The following is a 16,526-nucleotide window of genomic DNA, read 5'->3' as shown; positions in this document are numbered from 1 at the left end:
CCTGTTTAATACAAAATGCCCGATTAATTGTTTCATTAATCGGGCATTTAAATATAAGGGATTATTTTTAATAGATACTTGCTTTATCTAAAAGAGAAATATCTTCGGGTGTGAGTTTCAGGTTTGCAGCTTCAACAAATGATTTTAGCTGGCTTAAATCGGTAACGCTGGCAATTGGGGCTGTTATTGATGGATGGTAAATTAACCAGGCCAATGCTACTGATGCCTGCTCTACTTGATGTTGACCAGCAACCTGATCCAATGCATCCAGGATTTTGTAACCCCGCTCATTCATGAATTTTTTTACGCCTCCACCGCGCTGGCTTTTCTTCAGGTCATCTTCGCTGCGGTATTTTCCTGTTAAAAATCCGCTAGCTAACGAATAATAAGTTACCACACCAAGACCATGATCTAAACAGATTTTTTCATGTTCCTGTTCAAAATCAGCTCTATCATAAAGGTTATATCCTGGCTGATAAACTTCGTAACGTGGCAGGTTATGTTCGGTAGAATAAATCAGCGATTCTTTTAACCGGTCAGCAGAGAAGTTTGAAGCACCGATCCAACGTACCTTTCCGGCTTTAATTAATGTTTCGTAAGCACTTAGAGTTTCCTCTACGGGGGTGGTCTCATCATCAAAATGAGAAAAATATAGATCGATATAATCGGTTTGCAGTCGCGTTAAAGAATGTTCTACCTGGTTGATGATGTAATCTTTTTTAAGTGATTTACCCTGCCCCATATCTGAGCCTACCTTGGTTGCAATAATTACATCGTGGCGTTTATTGTGTTGTTTTAACCAGTTGCCAATAATTGTTTCTGATTCTCCACCTTTATTTCCTGGTACCCAACGCGAGTATACATCGGCTGTATCGATAAAATTGAAACCGCTATCTACAAAATGATCCAGTATTTCAAATGATTTTTGCTCATCAATCGTCCAGCCAAAAACGTTTCCTCCAAATACAATGGGCGCAATATTTAAATCGGTTTTTCCTAAAGTTCTTTTTTCCATAATATGAATATTAATCTAATGCTAACAATTTTTGGAAGTTGTGGTTTTTCCAGAAGATCAAATTTGCATTAAAATGAGATGGGCATGTTTTACCTGGAAAGCAACCTGCTATTTCAATTATCGTCAGTCCTGTTTTACGCTATAGCTCCGTAGAAAAAACGGAGGCTGCCGCTGCACCCAGGTTTAGGTAAATAATCCTTTGCTGCTATTTGTGTTTTCCGGTAAAATGCCCAAAAACCTAAGCAGTCTCAATCTCTCTAGACTTTATCGCCCTCAGCATTTCTCTTTTTCCAGGTGCTCCTGGTAATTTCTCTATGGTAAATCCACAGGCTTTAACTGCTCTTTTCAGTTTCCCAGTAATGGCATAGGTTACAAAAGTACCTCCAGGTTTTAAGAAACTGCAGGCATGGGCAATTATCTCGTCGCTCCACATTTCTGGTTGATGCTGAACCGAAAAAGCATCGTAATATATTACATCAAACTTTTTATCAGTATGGTATTCGGCAAGTGTTGTATGCGGAATTTCTAATGTACAAAGTGAGGAGAGTTTTTGTTCAGATTTTAGCGCATTAGCATAATTGGTGGTAAATTGAGCCCAAATCTCATCCGGAACATAAGCCGAATAACCGGTTTGCTCAATTACTTCGCTGGTAAGCGGAAAAGCTTCAATGCTGGTGTAATTAAGGTTAATGTTGTTTGCTTCACAATATTCGAAGCTTAAAATAAAATTAAGTCCGGTACCAAAGCCAACTTCTAAAATGGAAATCTGAGGTTGGTCGGAAGATGCAAATTTCAATCCTGCATCAATAAAAACATGTTTACTTTCTTGCAATGCGCCATGCTTACTATGGTAATGTTCGCCAATTGTTTCATTGTAAAGTGTATTCGAACCATCAGCAGTAGGGGTTATAATATTCATGCGCTAGGATTTGGATTGATTATTTTTAAGATTGCAAATATAGGAATAGGATAGAAAGGATCAGGATAAAAAAGGGTCAGGATAAAAAGGATTATAGGATTATAGGATCTAACAGGAATAGGATAAGAAAGATTTTAAGATTTCAGGATAATCTGCTTCATGCTTTGCCTGGCCGAAGAGGCATTGGACTACTGGCTCCCAACTCCGGACATTTTCGCTTTCAGCTTTAAACTTTTGTTATTAGCTTTGGTTTTACCCTAAACCCTAAACCCTAAACCCTAAACCCTAAACCCTAAACCCTAAATATGGATATCGAATCTTTCAGAGAATATTGTTTGAGTTTGCCAGGCACAACCGAGGGCATGAAATGGGAACATCTTTGTTTTATGATTGAGGAGAAAATATACATTATCATTGCGATTGATGAGGGTAATAGCTTTTCTATTAAATGCAATCCTGATGAGTTTGATGAACTTGCTGCAAGAGATGGTATTGCGCAGGCGTATCACATGGCGAAAAGGCAATGGATACAGATTGAAAACTTGGATGTTTTAAACGATAAAGAACTTAAAAGTAGGGTAGCAGAATCTAGAGCGATGGTTATGGCCAAATTACCAAAGAAAATACAAGCCAAATACATTTAAATTTTGCGAGGTTTTTATATCAGCTTTTTTAAAGCCATAATGTAACCAATATGCATCCCTTCATGAAAGGGAATAAAATTTATGGCATCTTCTATCGAGTTTAGTTTCATGCCATAACGTTTGTCCCACGGATCGAAATTTTTAAAAATACCTTGCGTATAATCTTCCATTAAGCGATCTATACTATTTAATAATGCGCTGAAAATAGCATCAATTGCTTCTTTATCAATAAAAGTATCTGGCTTTGTTCCACTTAAAAAAGGGGCGAAATGATTTTCTTCAACAGTGATTTCCAAACCCGACCTTACATAACACATATTTTGTTGTGCAGCGGTTAAATGCGCTATATTCCAGATAATGTTGTTGTTAAAACCTGTCGGAATTTTGTTCAATGCCTCAATACTTAAATCTTTAACCAACTCAAGAATGAAAAGCCTGGTATTTTTAATTTGTGTAATGGTAGCGGTTGTATTTAACATTTAATTGTTTTTACAGGCAATAATCGGTATTACTGCTCAGTTTTGGTTTCTTGTTTTTTACTCTCGTCTTTTTTAATGCCTTTATCAGCATTAAGCTCCTTCGATTTCATAATGTTGAAACGGTACATATCTTCAATGCCCACAAGTTTTCTGGTACATTTTTCAATATCTGTACCTTCTTGCCATAAATACGGTCGGAAACTATAGGTTTTGGTGCCATCTAAATTTCCAATAAACTGGTTCCAGTTATTCCAACGCAGGCCTTTGTAAAATTTAGAGAGATCACTGTCGAAACAAAAAACAAGAAACTCACCATAACCAGCACCCAATGGCTGCCAGGTTAAAGTATTTGGTTCGAGGTAGTACACATTTTTAATGTCTTTCCCTAAACCGCCATAGTTAATAGCGAAAAAGCCACCAACGGCATCATCAGCAATTAAAAGGTAAGGGATATTGTCGCCATACTCTTTAATTGTTTTTCCCTTGTTCCATTCGGCTATATTTCTTGTTAATCTCTCACTTCCCGAGCCCAAAATTCTTATCCATCCGTTATCAATCATAATACCACCGGTATTGTAAATTACAGAGCCAAGTGTGGCATAGGTTGTCATTTGGGCATTGTATAAAACCTCTTTTGCTTTGGCAGAGTCTACAGGTAAAACCTCAACCTTGTTTTTGGCAGAATCAATCCATTTCTTTACCAAAGGCCATGCAGGGTCTGTTTTATTTACTAATGCCTCAAGGCTTATTAATTTATTGTCTTGAGCAAAAACTGTTGCAGAAAATAAGGTTAAAGCGAGGATAAAGATAGTTCTGGATGCACTTTTCATGAAAAGGTGATTATGTTTTTTCAAAGATAGGATGATAATTAAGAATTGCCGAAAGGAGTTGAATATTTTTGATTGTTCAGAAGGAATATTGAGCATGGGGTAATTGTTGATTCGTGAAAACATGAATCAAGGTCGCATGAATAATCTTACAGTCAGATGTTGTCATGGTATAATTTGTTAGATACCAATCGGAAATTAACTAACCAGCTAAAAGGAATTAATCATTGCAGCCAAAATGTACAAGGGTATTATTTTACACCAGGAAAAACAAAACGCCCCGAATAATCCGGAGCGTTTGTAATATAGGGATACTATTAAGTTTAAGCTAGCCTGTGAAATGAAAAAGCTTTTAGCCCTTAACCTTCCAAGCTTTCGCCTTAAATTACCACATTCTAATCCTATCTTCAGGTTTTTTGTACAATTTATCGCCAGGTTTAACATCAAAGGCATTGTACCAGGCATCCATATTTACAGGCGCGCCAATGGTACGGTACGGACCTGGAGAATGCGGATCGGTTTTAATTAACTGTGCCGCGCTTTCTGGTAAAATATTGCCTCTCCAAACTTGTGCCCAGGCTAAAAAGAAACGTTGATCTGGAGTAAAACCATCTATCTTTTCGTTACTCTGGCCTTGTTTTGTCATTTTAAAAGCAGTATAAGCTGCATTTAAACCACCTAAATCGCCAATGTTTTCACCCATGGTTAATTTACCAATTACATGAACAGTATCTAGTACAGTATAACCATCAAATTGCTCACCTAATGCCTTGGTTTTAGCGTCAAATTTAGCTTTATCCTCAGCTGTCCACCAGTTTTTTAAATTTCCTGCAGCATCGTACTGACTGCCGCTATCATCAAAACCATGGCTCATTTCATGGCCGATTACCGCACCAATTCCGCCGTAATTAACGGCATCATCTGCATTTGGATCAAAGAAAGGGAATTGTAAAATTCCGGCAGGGAAAACAATTTCGTTTAAAGTTGGGCTGTAATAAGCATTAACTGTTGGTGGCGTCATGCCAAAACGCTTACGGTCAACCGGTTTACCCAATTGATCAACCATTTCATTATATCCCCAAACACTTGCATTACGTAAATTCTGGAAATAAGTACCTTTATTAATTGTTAAACCATCATAGTTTTTCCATTTTTCAGGATAACCAACCTTTGGTGTAAATGCGTGTAGTTTAGCCAGTGCTTTTTGTTTGGTTTCAGCACTCATCCATTCTAAACCATTGATTCTGATTTCGAACGCTTTGCGTAAGTTTACAATCATCTGGTTCATGCGTTCTTTTGCTTCAGGCTTAAAATACTTGGCTACATAAAGCTGACCAAGCAATTCGCCTATGGTACCATCTGTTAAGGATGACATGCGCTGCCAGCGTGGTGTTTGTACTTTTTGCCCGGTTTGTGCCTGTGTAAAAGCGAAACTTGCCTTAACAAACGGAGAACTTAAGCTTGAGGCAGAACCTTTTAATATGTTCCATTCTAAATAGGTTTTCCAATCTTCTACAGGAACCGATTTTAGCATTCCATCCAAACTTGCCATAAACTTAGGCGAAGAAACCAGAACGGTATCCTGATTTTTGATTTTGAATTTAGGCAGATAGGTTGTCCAGTTAATATCAGGAGTCTTTTTGTTCAGTTCGGCAACAGTAATTTTGTTGTAAGTAGCGTAAGGATCGCGCATTTCTAAACGGCTCATTTGCGCCTCTGCAAATTGCTTTTCAATCTTATAAACAGTTGCAGCTTTTTGTTTTGCTTCTTCGGCAGTACTTCCGGTTAGCGTAAATAAGGTAACCATGTAAGTATTGTACGCCTCGCGTATTTTTACGCTGCGGGCATCATCTTTCAGGTAATAATCACGGTCGGGCAGGGTAGTGCCACCTTGCCCAATGTTTACCATATATTTATTTACGTTTTTGCGGTCTTGGCCAACACCCAAACCAAACATGCCACCACCAAGGCCGTTGGTACGCATATACGCTACCTGATCTAAAACGCCCTGAACATTTTTAATTTGCTTAACTTTTTCTAAATCTGATTTTATGGGTGTGTAACCTAGCTTTTCAATTGTTGCGCTGTCCATTGCAGCGGTATAAAAATCGCCTACTCTGCGTTTTACCGAGCCTGCCGGAGCAGCTTTATCTGTGGCTGCATCTTCTACTAAAGATTTTACTGCGTTAATGTTAAAATCACGCAGTTCGTTAAATGAACCCCAGCGTGTTTCTTTAGCGGGAACAGGATTGTTTTTTACCCAAGAACCACTTGCGTAGGTATAAAAATCGTCGCCTGGTTTAACGGAAAGATCCATGTTGGCAGGGTCGATAAACTTTTTGGTTTGTGCATTTGCAGAAAAGCCAGCAGCAATAATACCCAGTGCCGCAAAATATCTTTTCAAATTTTGGTATTTCATTCGCTTAATAAGTTAGTATTTGAAGCGAAATTTATGAAATACAAATTAATACTGAAACAATATACTAATAATATTACTTGTTAAACCAGTAGTAAATTTTTGCTAAACCCAAACGTCTGATAAGTTCGGATGCTGAAAATTGGATTTTAATAGATTTCATAATTTTAAATCTTTTATACACTATTAACATTTTTTAACAAAATTTATTGTGTGCTTGTAAAAATTATTGCTATCAAGAATGATTCAGCATAAAGCATTTTATTTTCCATAAATTTGAAATACTTATCCAAAACCCCACAGGTTATGAAACCCGCAAGGTTTAGCGGTAAATAAAAACTAATGTATTTGTATACAATATATAATGAGCCATACCCACGATAAAGAAGATAGCTGTTGCAGCACCAAAGTACATCCGGCACCAAAAGATAACCACCAACATGTTCACGATCACGAAGAAGGTGATGAGCACGACCACGATCATGGAGGCGATCCATCGGCGTTTAAAACTTACTTACCGGCCCTTGTAACCCTGGTTATGTTATTGATCGGAATTGCTTTCGATAATATTTTTAAAGTTCCTGCCTTTCAAACCATAAGGCCTTATTGGTATATTGTAGCTTATCTGCCTGTTGGTATTCCGGTTTTACGCGAGGTTTGGGAGACTTTTAAAGCCAAAGATTTTTTTACCGAATTTTCACTGATGTCAATTGCTACAATAGGGGCCTTTGGCATTGGTCAGTATCCTGAAGGTGTAACCGTGATGCTTTTTTATACCATTGGCGAACTGTTTCAAATGGCAGCGGTAAACAGGGCTAAAAGAAATATTAAAGCTTTGCTTGATGTACGTGCCGATGTAGCGCACGTTTTACGCAATGGAAAATATGAGGATGTTAACCCCGAAAAAGTAGCCATTGGCGAAACGATACAAATTAAAGCCGGTGAGAAAATTCCGTTGGATGGAGCATTGATGAGTGATAAAAGCAGTTTTAATACCGCTGCACTTACCGGAGAAAGCAAACCCCGTACAATTAATAAGGGTGAGCCGATTTTAGCTGGTATGCTTAATTTAGATAAAGTAATAGAAGTACAGGTAAGCAAGGCTTTTGCCGATAGTGCACTGTCGCGGATACTCGAAATGGTACAAAATGCCACTACACGTAAAGCTAAAACTGAGCTTTTTATACGCAAGTTTGCTAAAGTATATACGCCAATTGTTTTCTTTTTGGCTTTAGCACTCGTTACCATTCCGATGTTGGTTTTAGGGAGCGATTATCATTTTCAAACCTGGTTATACCGTTCGCTTGTTTTCCTGGTGATATCCTGTCCTTGTGCATTGGTTATTTCCATCCCACTCGGTTATTTTGGCGGAATTGGTGCTGCATCCTCAAACGGAATTCTTTTTAAAGGTTCTAATTTTCTTGATCTGATTACCAAACTGAATACGGTAGTGATGGACAAAACCGGAACTTTAACAAAAGGCGTTTTTAATGTTCAGAAAGTAGAAAGTGTAATCGATGAAAAGGAACTTTTGAACTTATTAACCGCTGTAGAAGCAAAATCAACGCATCCCATAGCCAAAGCGATTGTAGCCTATGTGGGTAATCAGGAAATCCATCCGGCAGAAAATATAGCGGAAATTGCAGGGATGGGCTTAAAGGGAGTGGTAAATGGTAAAGAGGTTTTAGCTGGTAATGTAAAACTTTTAGAAAAATTTAATATTGAATTTGATACCCGCATTGCAGCAATTGAAGAAAGTATTGTGGTTGTAGCTGTTGATCAGAAATACGCAGGTTATGTGCTCATTGCCGATGAGATAAAAGAAGATGCTGGCGAAGCCGTTAAACAGCTCCATGAAATTGGAATAAAACAGGTGGTAATGCTGAGTGGAGATAAAACATCGATTGTTAAAAAAGTTGCAACCGGCTTAGGTATTGATGCTTACTATGGTGATTTATTACCAGAGGATAAGGTGGCGAAACTTGAAGAAATTAAAAAGGATAAAACCAAAGTAGTTGCCTTTGTTGGCGATGGGATAAACGATACCCCGGTTTTGGCCATTAGCGATATAGGTATTGCGATGGGTGCAATGGGCAGCGATGCCGCAATTGAAACAGCAGATGTTGTTATTCAGACGGATCAACCTTCTAAAATTGTAACAGCGATTAAAATTGGTAAGGCAACTAAGAATGTGGTAATCCAGAATATTGTATTGGCATTTGCAGTAAAAGCATTGGTGTTAATTTTAGGTGCAGGCGGTATTGCCACCATGTGGGAAGCCGTTTTTGCCGATGTTGGTGTTGCACTTCTGGCCATTTTAAATGCAGTTAGGATTCAGAAAATGAAGTTTTAATACCTTAAACTATTGCCATTAAGAAGTTAAGGTAATTAAGAATGTACTTAAAACTTAATTTATTAATTGTGAGTGAGGTATGCCAAAAATAAGAAGATAAACAAAGCTAAAAACCTGTCCATTCAGTAACAATTAATCGTAATTAATACCAATTTGAAGCTATACTCAAATCTCATGCTTTCCTATTTCATGGTGCAACCACCTTTTTAAAAGAAAAGAAAATTTAAACCCATAAGTATGCCATTTGGCTTATGCTCCTTTGGTCTTTCAGCTTAAATAGCTATTTTTGAGCTTTTAATATCATTCATGAGCATATCCACCAAGTACAATCCTGCAGAAACAGAAGATAAATGGTATAGCTATTGGCTATCAAAGAAATTTTTTCACTCCGAACCCGATGAGCGCGAGCCTTACACCATTGTAATTCCGCCGCCCAATGTTACGGGAGTACTGCACATGGGGCACATGCTAAACAATACCATTCAGGATGTGTTAATCCGTAAGGCCCGTATGCAAGGTAAAAATGCTTGCTGGGTACCTGGTACCGATCATGCCTCTATTGCTACCGAAGCAAAAGTAGTGGCAATGTTAAAGGAAAAAGGGATCAATAAAAAAGACCTTTCCCGCGAAGAATTTTTAAAGTATGCCTGGGAGTGGAAAGAGAAATACGGCGGCATTATATTAGATCAGTTAAAGAAACTGGGTGCAAGTTGCGATTGGGACCGTACCCGTTTCACCATGGAAGAAGATCTTTCTGAAGCAGTTATCGATTCATTTATCCATTTGTATAAAAAAGGGTGGATTTATCGCGGTATCCGTATGGTTAACTGGGATCCTGCTGGTAAAACAGCTGTTTCTGATGAAGAAGTAATCCGCAAGGAAGTAAACCAGAAACTCTATTACATTAAATACCTGATTTCGGGAACGGAAGATCAGTTTTTAACAATAGCCACCACGCGTCCTGAAACAATTATGGCAGATGCCGCAATCTGTATCAACCCGAACGATGAACGTTTTACGCACTTAAAAGGTAAAAAAGTTTTTGTTCCGCTGGTTAACCACGAAATTCCGGTTATTGAGGATGAATATGTGGATATTGAATTTGGAACAGGCTGTTTAAAAGTAACGCCAGCACACGATTTAAATGATTATGAACTGGGTGTTAAACACAATTTGCCAGTTACGGATATTTTAAACGATGATGGAACTTTAAATGAACTGGCAGTTATTTTAGTTGGCGAAGACAGGTTTGTTGCCCGTAAAAAAATTGCCAAAATGCTCGAAGAAGCTGGTCATTTATATAAAGTAGAAGATTATAAATCTCAGGTTGGTTTCTCAGAACGTACCGATGCCGCTATCGAACCTAAACTTTCGATGCAATGGTTTGTGAAGATGAAAGAAATGGCACAGCCTGCTTTGGATGATGTGCTGAATGGTGAGGTAAACCTGATTCCGAATAAATTTGAGAATACTTACCGCCATTGGATGGAGAATGTTCGGGATTGGAACATCAGTCGCCAGTTGTGGTGGGGACAGCGAATTCCGGCCTGGTATGATGACAAAGGAAACTGGGTGGTTGCCAAAACTAAAGATGAGGCATTAGAAGAATTCTGGAAGAAAAAACACTTGGATGAAAGCTGCTCAGAGACTGAAAAAGCTGGATTTAAGCATCAGCTAGAGCCTTTTTTAAGGCAGGATGATGATGTAATGGATACCTGGTTCTCGTCGTGGTTGTGGCCAATTTCTGTTTTCGATGGTTTTAAAAACCCTGAAAATAAAGACATCAATTATTATTATCCAACCAACGATCTGGTTACTGCACCCGAAATATTATTTTTCTGGGTGGCACGTATGATTATGGCCGGACATGAGTTTATGGGCAAAAAGCCCTTTACCAATGTATATTTAACAGGTATTGTGCGCGATAAATTAGGCCGTAAAATGTCTAAATCGTTGGGTAATTCACCTGATCCTATTGGGTTGATCGAGAAATATGGTGCTGATGCAGTACGTGTAGGAATGCTAATGTCATCGCCTGCTGGTAACGATTTAATGTTTGATGAAAGTTACTGTGAACAAGGACGTAATTTCGCCAGTAAAATATGGAATGCTTTCCGTTTGGTAAAAGGATGGGAAGTTGACGAAAACTTAGCCAACCCGAATACCCAGGCCATATCGTGGTTCGAAAACCGCTTTAATGAGGCATTGGTAGAAATTGAGGCTAACTTTAAACAATACCGCTTATCAGAAGCATTAATGATCACTTACAAACTCGTTTGGGATGATTTCTGTGCCTGGTATTTAGAAATGGTTAAACCCGCTTACCAACAGCCAATAGATGCTGAGAGTTACAAAGCCACGATAGGATTTTTCGAAAATATAATTAAATTATTGCATCCAAATATGCCCTTCCTTACGGAAGAATTATGGCATGATGATCTGTTTGCCGAACGTGGAGAAATGGATTGCTGTATTGTAGCCGAATTTCCGAAAGGCGGAGCATTTGATGAGAAATTATTAAAAGATGCTGAGGTAATTAAAACTGTTGTTGCCGAAATTAGAAATGTAAGAAATCAAAAACAGATTTCTCCAAAAGAAGCATTGCCTTTAAATATTAAGGTAAACTCTGATCTTGATTATGAGAAATGGCTAAACATTGTTTTCAAATTGGCCAATGTATCAGAAGCAGAAATTGTTAATGATAAAATTGTTGGCGCAACTGCTTTTATGGCGGGTAAAGATGAGTTTTTTATTCCTTTAACCGAGAGTATAGATGTAGAAGCAGAACGCGAACGCCTAAATGCTGATTTAATTTATCTACAGGGTTTTTTAAAGTCGGTTGATTCGAAACTGAGCAACGAACGTTTTGTACAAAATGCAAAACCCGAAATTATTGCCAATGAGCGCAATAAAAAAGCCGATGCTGAAGCGAAAATCAAAATTATTGAAGAAAGCCTGGCGGTTTTAGGATAATTGTAAATTTCAGCCGATGCAACCGTCATACCGTCCCGAGTGTTAGGGTCAGGATAACAAGTCTTATTATAAAGCCTTTCAGATTATTTTTCTGAAGGGCTTTTTCGTTATTTTAAGGAAAAGGAATAAATTATTTCAAACGTTTTCCTTATCGCGATAGAAATGCATTATCCGTTTAAAAAGGGTTTCTTGGCCATTTATTTAAGGTTACTGCAATAGTTAGCCATTATTTTAATTTAAGGTTTCAAAAATATTACTTGCAAAAACTTAAGGTTTGTTTTTATTAACCATATTTTAGATTTTGTTAAAACGGTTTACCAAACCGTTAACTATTTAAGTGATAATCTAACCTAATATCCTCAAATGGAAAATTCCAGAAGAAAATTCATTAAACAATCTGCAATATTTGCTGCGGCAACCTATGCGGGTACAATGGGCATGAGTGCCAAAAGTTATGGGCGCATTATTGGTGCAAACGATAGGGTTCGTGTAGGTGTTGTTGGATTTTCTGATCGTTTTAAAGACACGCTTTTACCTTGTTTCCTGAACCACAACAAGGAGCTGAATTTTGATATTGTTGGCCTTTCTGATTTGTGGAACTACCGCAGAGATTTGGGAATTGCCCATTTAAAAGCAAAATTTGGTCACGATATTAAAGCCTGCCGCAACAATGACGAGCTTTATGCCACCAAAGATCTTGATGCGGTAATTATCAGTACAGCCGATTTTCAGCATGCTTTACATACCATCGAAGCTGTAAAAGCCAGTTGTGATGCTTATGTGGAAAAACCTTTTGCCGAAACTATGGACGATGCCAAAGCAGCATTTAAAGCAGTTAAAGCAAGCAAACAAATTGTACAAATTGGCTCGCAAAGAAGGAGTGGAGAAAATTATACCAATGCGGCAAAATTTATTCAGGATGGTAAATTCGGACCGATAACCGCCGTAGATTTAGTTTGGAATGTAAACCAACCCGGCCGGTGGCGCAGACCGGATTTGGTAGCGAAACTTAAAGAAGAAGATATTGATTGGAAACGCTTTTTGCTCAATAGGCCCAATGAGGCTTTTGATCCAAGGAAATATTTAGAATACAGGTTGTTCTGGCCTTATTCATCAGGCATGCCAGGCCAGTGGATGTCGCACCAGATTGATACTGTTCATTGGTTTACCAATTTAAAACACCCACGGAGTGTAGTAGCAAACGGAGGCATTTACACCTGGAAAGATGGTCGCAGAAATTGGGATTCGATGGTTGCCGTGTTTGATTACGGTCAGCCCGATACCACAGATGGTTTTCAGGTTACCTTTACCTCCCGGATGCAAAACAGTGTAGGCGATGTAGGTGAGGTATATTATTCGAACGGTGGTGAGTTAAATTTAATTACCAATAAAGTATCACCAAAAGGTGGGTTAAGGCAACAAGAAGCAGCAGCGATGGGTTTAAAAGCCAACCTTTTACCTGAATTTGATTTAAGTAAAACCGAAGTTAAGGCCGCTACAGGCGCAAATATGGGGGGCGATGCATTAACCTCCGGCCACATGCGCAACTGGATGGAATGTGTACGCAGCCGTAAAACACCAAATGCACCGGTAGAAGCAGGTTATTCGCATTCTATTGCCAATATCATGACAAATGCCGCAGTAAGAACCGGAGCAAAAGCAGTTTTTGATGAAGGCAAACAAGAAGTAATGGCAAACGGAAAAGTATTTAAATATTAATCAATATATCGTCGGTAGGAGGTAAAGTAATCGATCCCGCAAGAAAGATTGCTTCGACATTCTTCCTCGCAATGACGGAAAGAAAAATCTAATCATGTTAAACATTAAAAAATATAGTATCCTTGCCCTCTCCCTGATGAGTTTATCAGCAGCAGCGCAAAAAGCAAAACCATTATTTGATGGCAAAACCCTAACCGGATGGAAAGCCGTTGCAGGTGCCGCCCCATACAAAGTTGAAGATGGAATGATAGTGGGTGCAATGACCAAAGGCACACCAAATTCATTTTTGATTACTGAAAAAGAATATGGCGACTTTGTATTGGAACTGGATGTGAAATTAGAAGGTGAAACCACCAACTCAGGCATTCAAACCCGTAGCCATATTAAACCGGAAGGAAATAATGGCAAAGGATTGGTTTTTGGCAGGCAGGTGGAAATAGACCCCACACCTAGGGCATGGACAGGCGGAATTTATGATGAAGCCAGAAGATTGTGGTTATATCCTTTGGAGCTTAATCCATCAGCAAAACCTTTGTACAAAAAGAACGAATTTAACCATTATAAAATTGAGTGCATTGGTAATGAAACCAAAACCTGGGTTAACGGAACTCCCGTAGCTTATGTGATTGATACCCTTGATAAAACTGGTTTTATCGGTTTACAGGTACATGGCATTGGTAGCAATTTAGAAAACGATGGCAAGAAAGTTTATTTCAAAAACATCAATATCCAAACCGAAGGCTTAAAAGCCAAAACCTTTCCTAAAGGGATTTATACAGTTAATTTAACACCAAATACATTATCTGCCTACGAAAAATCAGAAGGATATAAACTGTTGTTCGATGGTAAAAGCAATGCCGGTTGGATTGGTGCCTATAAAAGTACCTTCCCTGCAAAGGGCTGGAAAATAGCCGATGGAGTAATCAGCGTAGAGCCATCAGGCGGAGCCGAATCAACCAATGGGGGCGATATTGTAACCAAAGATGAATATGCTGCTTTCGATATGTCGTTCGAGTTTAAACTTACCCCTGGGGCAAATAGCGGGGTTAAATACTTTGTTACCCTGAGCGAAAAAAATACAGGTTCAGCCATTGGGCTCGAGTACCAGGTTCTGGATGATGTATTGCACCCCGATGCCAAATTGGGCAGGGATGGAAACCGCACGCTGGCCTCTTTATACGATTTAATGACGGCTAAAAAAGAAGCACGTTACCTGCGCCCAATTGGTAGCTGGAACAACGGCCGCTTGGTAGTGTACCCCAACAACAAAGTAGAGCATTATTTAAATGGTGTAAAAGTGTTGGAATATACACGCGGATCAGAAGAATTTAAAAAATTGGTTGCCATCAGTAAATATAAAGATTGGAAAAACTTTGGCGAAGCACTAAAAGGACATATCCTGCTGCAAGATCATGGCAATAAGGTAGATTTCAGAACAATTAAAATCAAGAATTTATAAACTGAGTTCGATTAATATTTATGCGTTTTGATTTGTTTTAGCCTAATTTCTTAACGCGATCGTTATGCTGATCCGATAGCTATCGGATCAGGGTGACTAATTTTGGTTTTCTGTATTAATCTATGGTTAAATATATTTACGAATAAAGAAATAATATTAATATAAACATGCATCGTCGATCTTTTGTAAAACATACTACTTTGTTAGGTTCTGGTTTGCTTCTGGGTAATCAGGGCTTTGCCAGTTTAATGGCTGATGAAATTATTAATGTGGCCATGATTGGTTGTGGCGATAGGGGCAAAGGGGTGCTGTCTGTAATTAAATCCATGCCTGCTAAGTATAACATTAAGGCTTATTGTGATGTACTCGATTTTAGATTAAAAGAAACCGAAAAGTATGTACCTGCAGATGCGAAAGCAGTAAAAGATTACCATAAAGTTTTGGATGATAAAACCATTGAGGCGGTTTTTATTGCCACGCCTTTAAGCGAGCATTTTAAAATTGCTAAAGATGCAGTGCTTGCAGGCAAACATGTGTATGTAGAAAAAACCATGACATACAATATTGCCCAGGCACTCGAACTTAAAAAGCTGGTAAAGCAATATCCAAATCAGGTTTTTCAGGTGGGCTATCAATACCGTTATTCGCCTTTGTATTTTAAGGTGAAAGATATGATTCAGAGTGGTTATTTGGGTAAGGTTAGTCAGATAGATTGCCGTTGGGACCGTAATGGCAACTGGCGCAGGGCCGTGCCAGAACCTGCTTTGGAGCGTAAAATCAATTGGCGGATGTATAAAGAATATTCTGGCGGGTTGGCTGCCGAACTGCTCTCCCATCAAATCGATTTTATCAACTGGGCTTTCGAAACACAGCCTGATGAAATTATGGGATCAGGCGGGATTGATGTTTTTAAAGATGGGCGCGAAACCTATGATAATATACAGGCCATTCTGCGATACAAAGAAAAGGGGATGATCGGAAATTTTGGTGCCACTTGTGGCAATGCCCATGATGGTTACCTCTTTAAAATAAAAGGTACCAACGGATCGGTTTCTTTGCTTACCAACACCGGTTTGTTTTACCCCGAAGAGCGCACCAAAAAAGAATTAGGTATAGTTGATGGCGTAACTGGAGCAACAAAAATTGTAGTGAATAAAGATGGAGGAATCCCGATTTTGGATAAAGCAACCTTAGATGGTACCAATTATGCTCTTGATGAATTTTATAAGTCGGTAATTACCAAGCAAGAACCAGCATCGAATATCAATACCGGCACCCAGGCCGCCATATGTGTAGCCATGTGTAATGAAGCGATTTATAGCGGCAATAAGCAACTTTGGAAGAAAGAGTATAGTGTTTAGGTAAGTGCTACCCCAAGTTATGTTTCTGTTGGTGAAACACAAGTTGGTAGGTGAGAGGGTTTTTAACCACAGATGGACACAGATAAACACGGATTTTAATATCTGTGTTCAGCCTTTTTATCTGTGGTAAAATTATTATAATGCGGTCGTCATTGTTGTGCGATATCGTCATTCCTAACTCGATTGGGAATCGTAATGCAAACGCTTTAAGATTCCCGCCTGCGCGGGAATGACGACCGTGCTAATGGATGCTGTCTATGGTAGCGTAATCGAAAACCTTTCAATAAATCGTCATTTCGACTGGAGCTCACCGATTTTTCATCGGTAGCGCAATGGAGAAATCTTTAAACTTTGGTTCTAC

11 protein-coding genes are annotated in these 16,526 nt (G+C 38.7%); 6 read left to right on the top strand and 5 right to left on the bottom strand.

Annotated elements, in window-relative coordinates; all coding sequences use genetic code 11:
* Nucleotides 1–67: 67 nt before the first annotated feature.
* Nucleotides 68–1,015 carry an aldo/keto reductase gene (locus tag ACZZZW_RS21070; protein ID WP_463496356.1) on the bottom strand — a complete coding sequence of 316 codons (948 nt, stop codon included), beginning with the start codon at nucleotides 1,013–1,015 and terminating at the stop codon, nucleotides 68–70.
* Nucleotides 1,016–1,253: 238 nt separating this feature from the next.
* Nucleotides 1,254–1,934 carry a tRNA (5-methylaminomethyl-2-thiouridine)(34)-methyltransferase MnmC2 gene (mnmC2, locus tag ACZZZW_RS21065; RefSeq protein ID WP_055906324.1) on the bottom strand — a complete coding sequence of 227 codons (681 nt, stop codon included), beginning with the start codon at nucleotides 1,932–1,934 and terminating at the stop codon, nucleotides 1,254–1,256.
* 305 nt (nucleotides 1,935–2,239) lie between these two features.
* Between mnmC2 and ACZZZW_RS21060 the strand changes: the two genes are divergently transcribed.
* Entirely contained in the window at nucleotides 2,240–2,578 is a 339-nt protein-coding gene (locus ACZZZW_RS21060; RefSeq protein ID WP_082458680.1) for an MmcQ/YjbR family DNA-binding protein, read from the top strand.
* Nucleotides 2,579–2,592: 14 nt separating this feature from the next.
* On the opposite strand, the gene ACZZZW_RS21055 is transcribed toward ACZZZW_RS21060, so the two are convergent.
* The 3 genes from ACZZZW_RS21055 to ACZZZW_RS21045 form a co-directional block, all read right to left on the bottom strand.
* The gene (locus tag ACZZZW_RS21055) at nucleotides 2,593–3,057 is read right to left on the bottom strand and encodes a DinB family protein (protein WP_055906319.1); all 465 of its coding nucleotides are present in this window, start codon (nucleotides 3,055–3,057) and stop codon (nucleotides 2,593–2,595) included.
* Between the two features lie 29 nt (nucleotides 3,058–3,086).
* Nucleotides 3,087–3,887 carry a DUF2625 domain-containing protein gene (locus ACZZZW_RS21050; RefSeq protein ID WP_055906316.1) on the bottom strand — a complete coding sequence of 267 codons (801 nt, stop codon included), beginning with the start codon at nucleotides 3,885–3,887 and terminating at the stop codon, nucleotides 3,087–3,089.
* A gap of 382 nt (nucleotides 3,888–4,269) precedes the next feature.
* Nucleotides 4,270–6,303, bottom strand: a complete 2,034-nt coding sequence (locus ACZZZW_RS21045; protein ID WP_055906313.1) for a M13 family metallopeptidase — start codon at nucleotides 6,301–6,303, stop codon at nucleotides 4,270–4,272.
* A gap of 361 nt (nucleotides 6,304–6,664) precedes the next feature.
* Here ACZZZW_RS21045 and ACZZZW_RS21040 point away from each other — a divergent pair, with 361 nt between their 5' ends.
* The 5 genes from ACZZZW_RS21040 to ACZZZW_RS21020 all read left to right on the top strand — a co-directional run bounded on the left by ACZZZW_RS21040 (nucleotide 6,665) and on the right by ACZZZW_RS21020 (nucleotide 16,165).
* Entirely contained in the window at nucleotides 6,665–8,653 is a 1,989-nt protein-coding gene (locus ACZZZW_RS21040) for a heavy metal translocating P-type ATPase (protein ID WP_463496353.1), read from the top strand.
* Between the two features lie 306 nt (nucleotides 8,654–8,959).
* Nucleotides 8,960–11,626 carry a valine--tRNA ligase gene (locus ACZZZW_RS21035; protein ID WP_055906307.1) on the top strand — a complete coding sequence of 889 codons (2,667 nt, stop codon included), beginning with the start codon at nucleotides 8,960–8,962 and terminating at the stop codon, nucleotides 11,624–11,626.
* A 363-nt stretch (nucleotides 11,627–11,989) separates the two neighbouring features.
* Nucleotides 11,990–13,345, top strand: a complete 1,356-nt coding sequence (locus tag ACZZZW_RS21030) for a Gfo/Idh/MocA family protein (RefSeq protein ID WP_055906304.1) — start codon at nucleotides 11,990–11,992, stop codon at nucleotides 13,343–13,345.
* Between the two features lie 94 nt (nucleotides 13,346–13,439).
* Entirely contained in the window at nucleotides 13,440–14,804 is a 1,365-nt protein-coding gene (locus tag ACZZZW_RS21025) for a 3-keto-disaccharide hydrolase (protein WP_055906301.1), read from the top strand.
* 167 nt (nucleotides 14,805–14,971) lie between these two features.
* Nucleotides 14,972–16,165 (top strand): Gfo/Idh/MocA family protein, encoded by a 1,194-nt coding sequence (locus ACZZZW_RS21020; RefSeq protein ID WP_055906298.1) that lies wholly within the window; start codon nucleotides 14,972–14,974, stop codon nucleotides 16,163–16,165.
* Nucleotides 16,166–16,526: the final 361 nt, after the last annotated feature.

The sequence above is a fragment of the Pedobacter sp. AC379 genome, from assembly GCF_979258145.1.
Note: the sequence above shows the minus strand (reverse complement) of the source record. Positions and strands in the feature narration are given on the sequence as shown.

Excerpts from the sequence above, each read along its gene's own strand:
- ACZZZW_RS21070 (WP_463496356.1), bottom strand. The coding sequence starts at position 1,015 with ATGGAAAAAAGAACTTTAGGAAAAACCGATTTAAATATTGCGCCCATT.
- mnmC2 (WP_055906324.1), bottom strand. The coding sequence starts at position 1,934 with ATGAATATTATAACCCCTACTGCTGATGGTTCGAATACACTTTACAAT.
- ACZZZW_RS21060 (WP_082458680.1), top strand. The coding sequence starts at position 2,240 with ATGGATATCGAATCTTTCAGAGAATATTGTTTGAGTTTGCCAGGCACA.
- ACZZZW_RS21055 (WP_055906319.1), bottom strand. The coding sequence starts at position 3,057 with ATGTTAAATACAACCGCTACCATTACACAAATTAAAAATACCAGGCTT.
- ACZZZW_RS21050 (WP_055906316.1), bottom strand. The coding sequence starts at position 3,887 with ATGAAAAGTGCATCCAGAACTATCTTTATCCTCGCTTTAACCTTATTT.
- ACZZZW_RS21045 (WP_055906313.1), bottom strand. The coding sequence starts at position 6,303 with ATGAAATACCAAAATTTGAAAAGATATTTTGCGGCACTGGGTATTATT.
- ACZZZW_RS21040 (WP_463496353.1), top strand. The coding sequence starts at position 6,665 with ATGAGCCATACCCACGATAAAGAAGATAGCTGTTGCAGCACCAAAGTA.
- ACZZZW_RS21035 (WP_055906307.1), top strand. The coding sequence starts at position 8,960 with ATGAGCATATCCACCAAGTACAATCCTGCAGAAACAGAAGATAAATGG.
- ACZZZW_RS21030 (WP_055906304.1), top strand. The coding sequence starts at position 11,990 with ATGGAAAATTCCAGAAGAAAATTCATTAAACAATCTGCAATATTTGCT.
- ACZZZW_RS21025 (WP_055906301.1), top strand. The coding sequence starts at position 13,440 with ATGTTAAACATTAAAAAATATAGTATCCTTGCCCTCTCCCTGATGAGT.
- ACZZZW_RS21020 (WP_055906298.1), top strand. The coding sequence starts at position 14,972 with ATGCATCGTCGATCTTTTGTAAAACATACTACTTTGTTAGGTTCTGGT.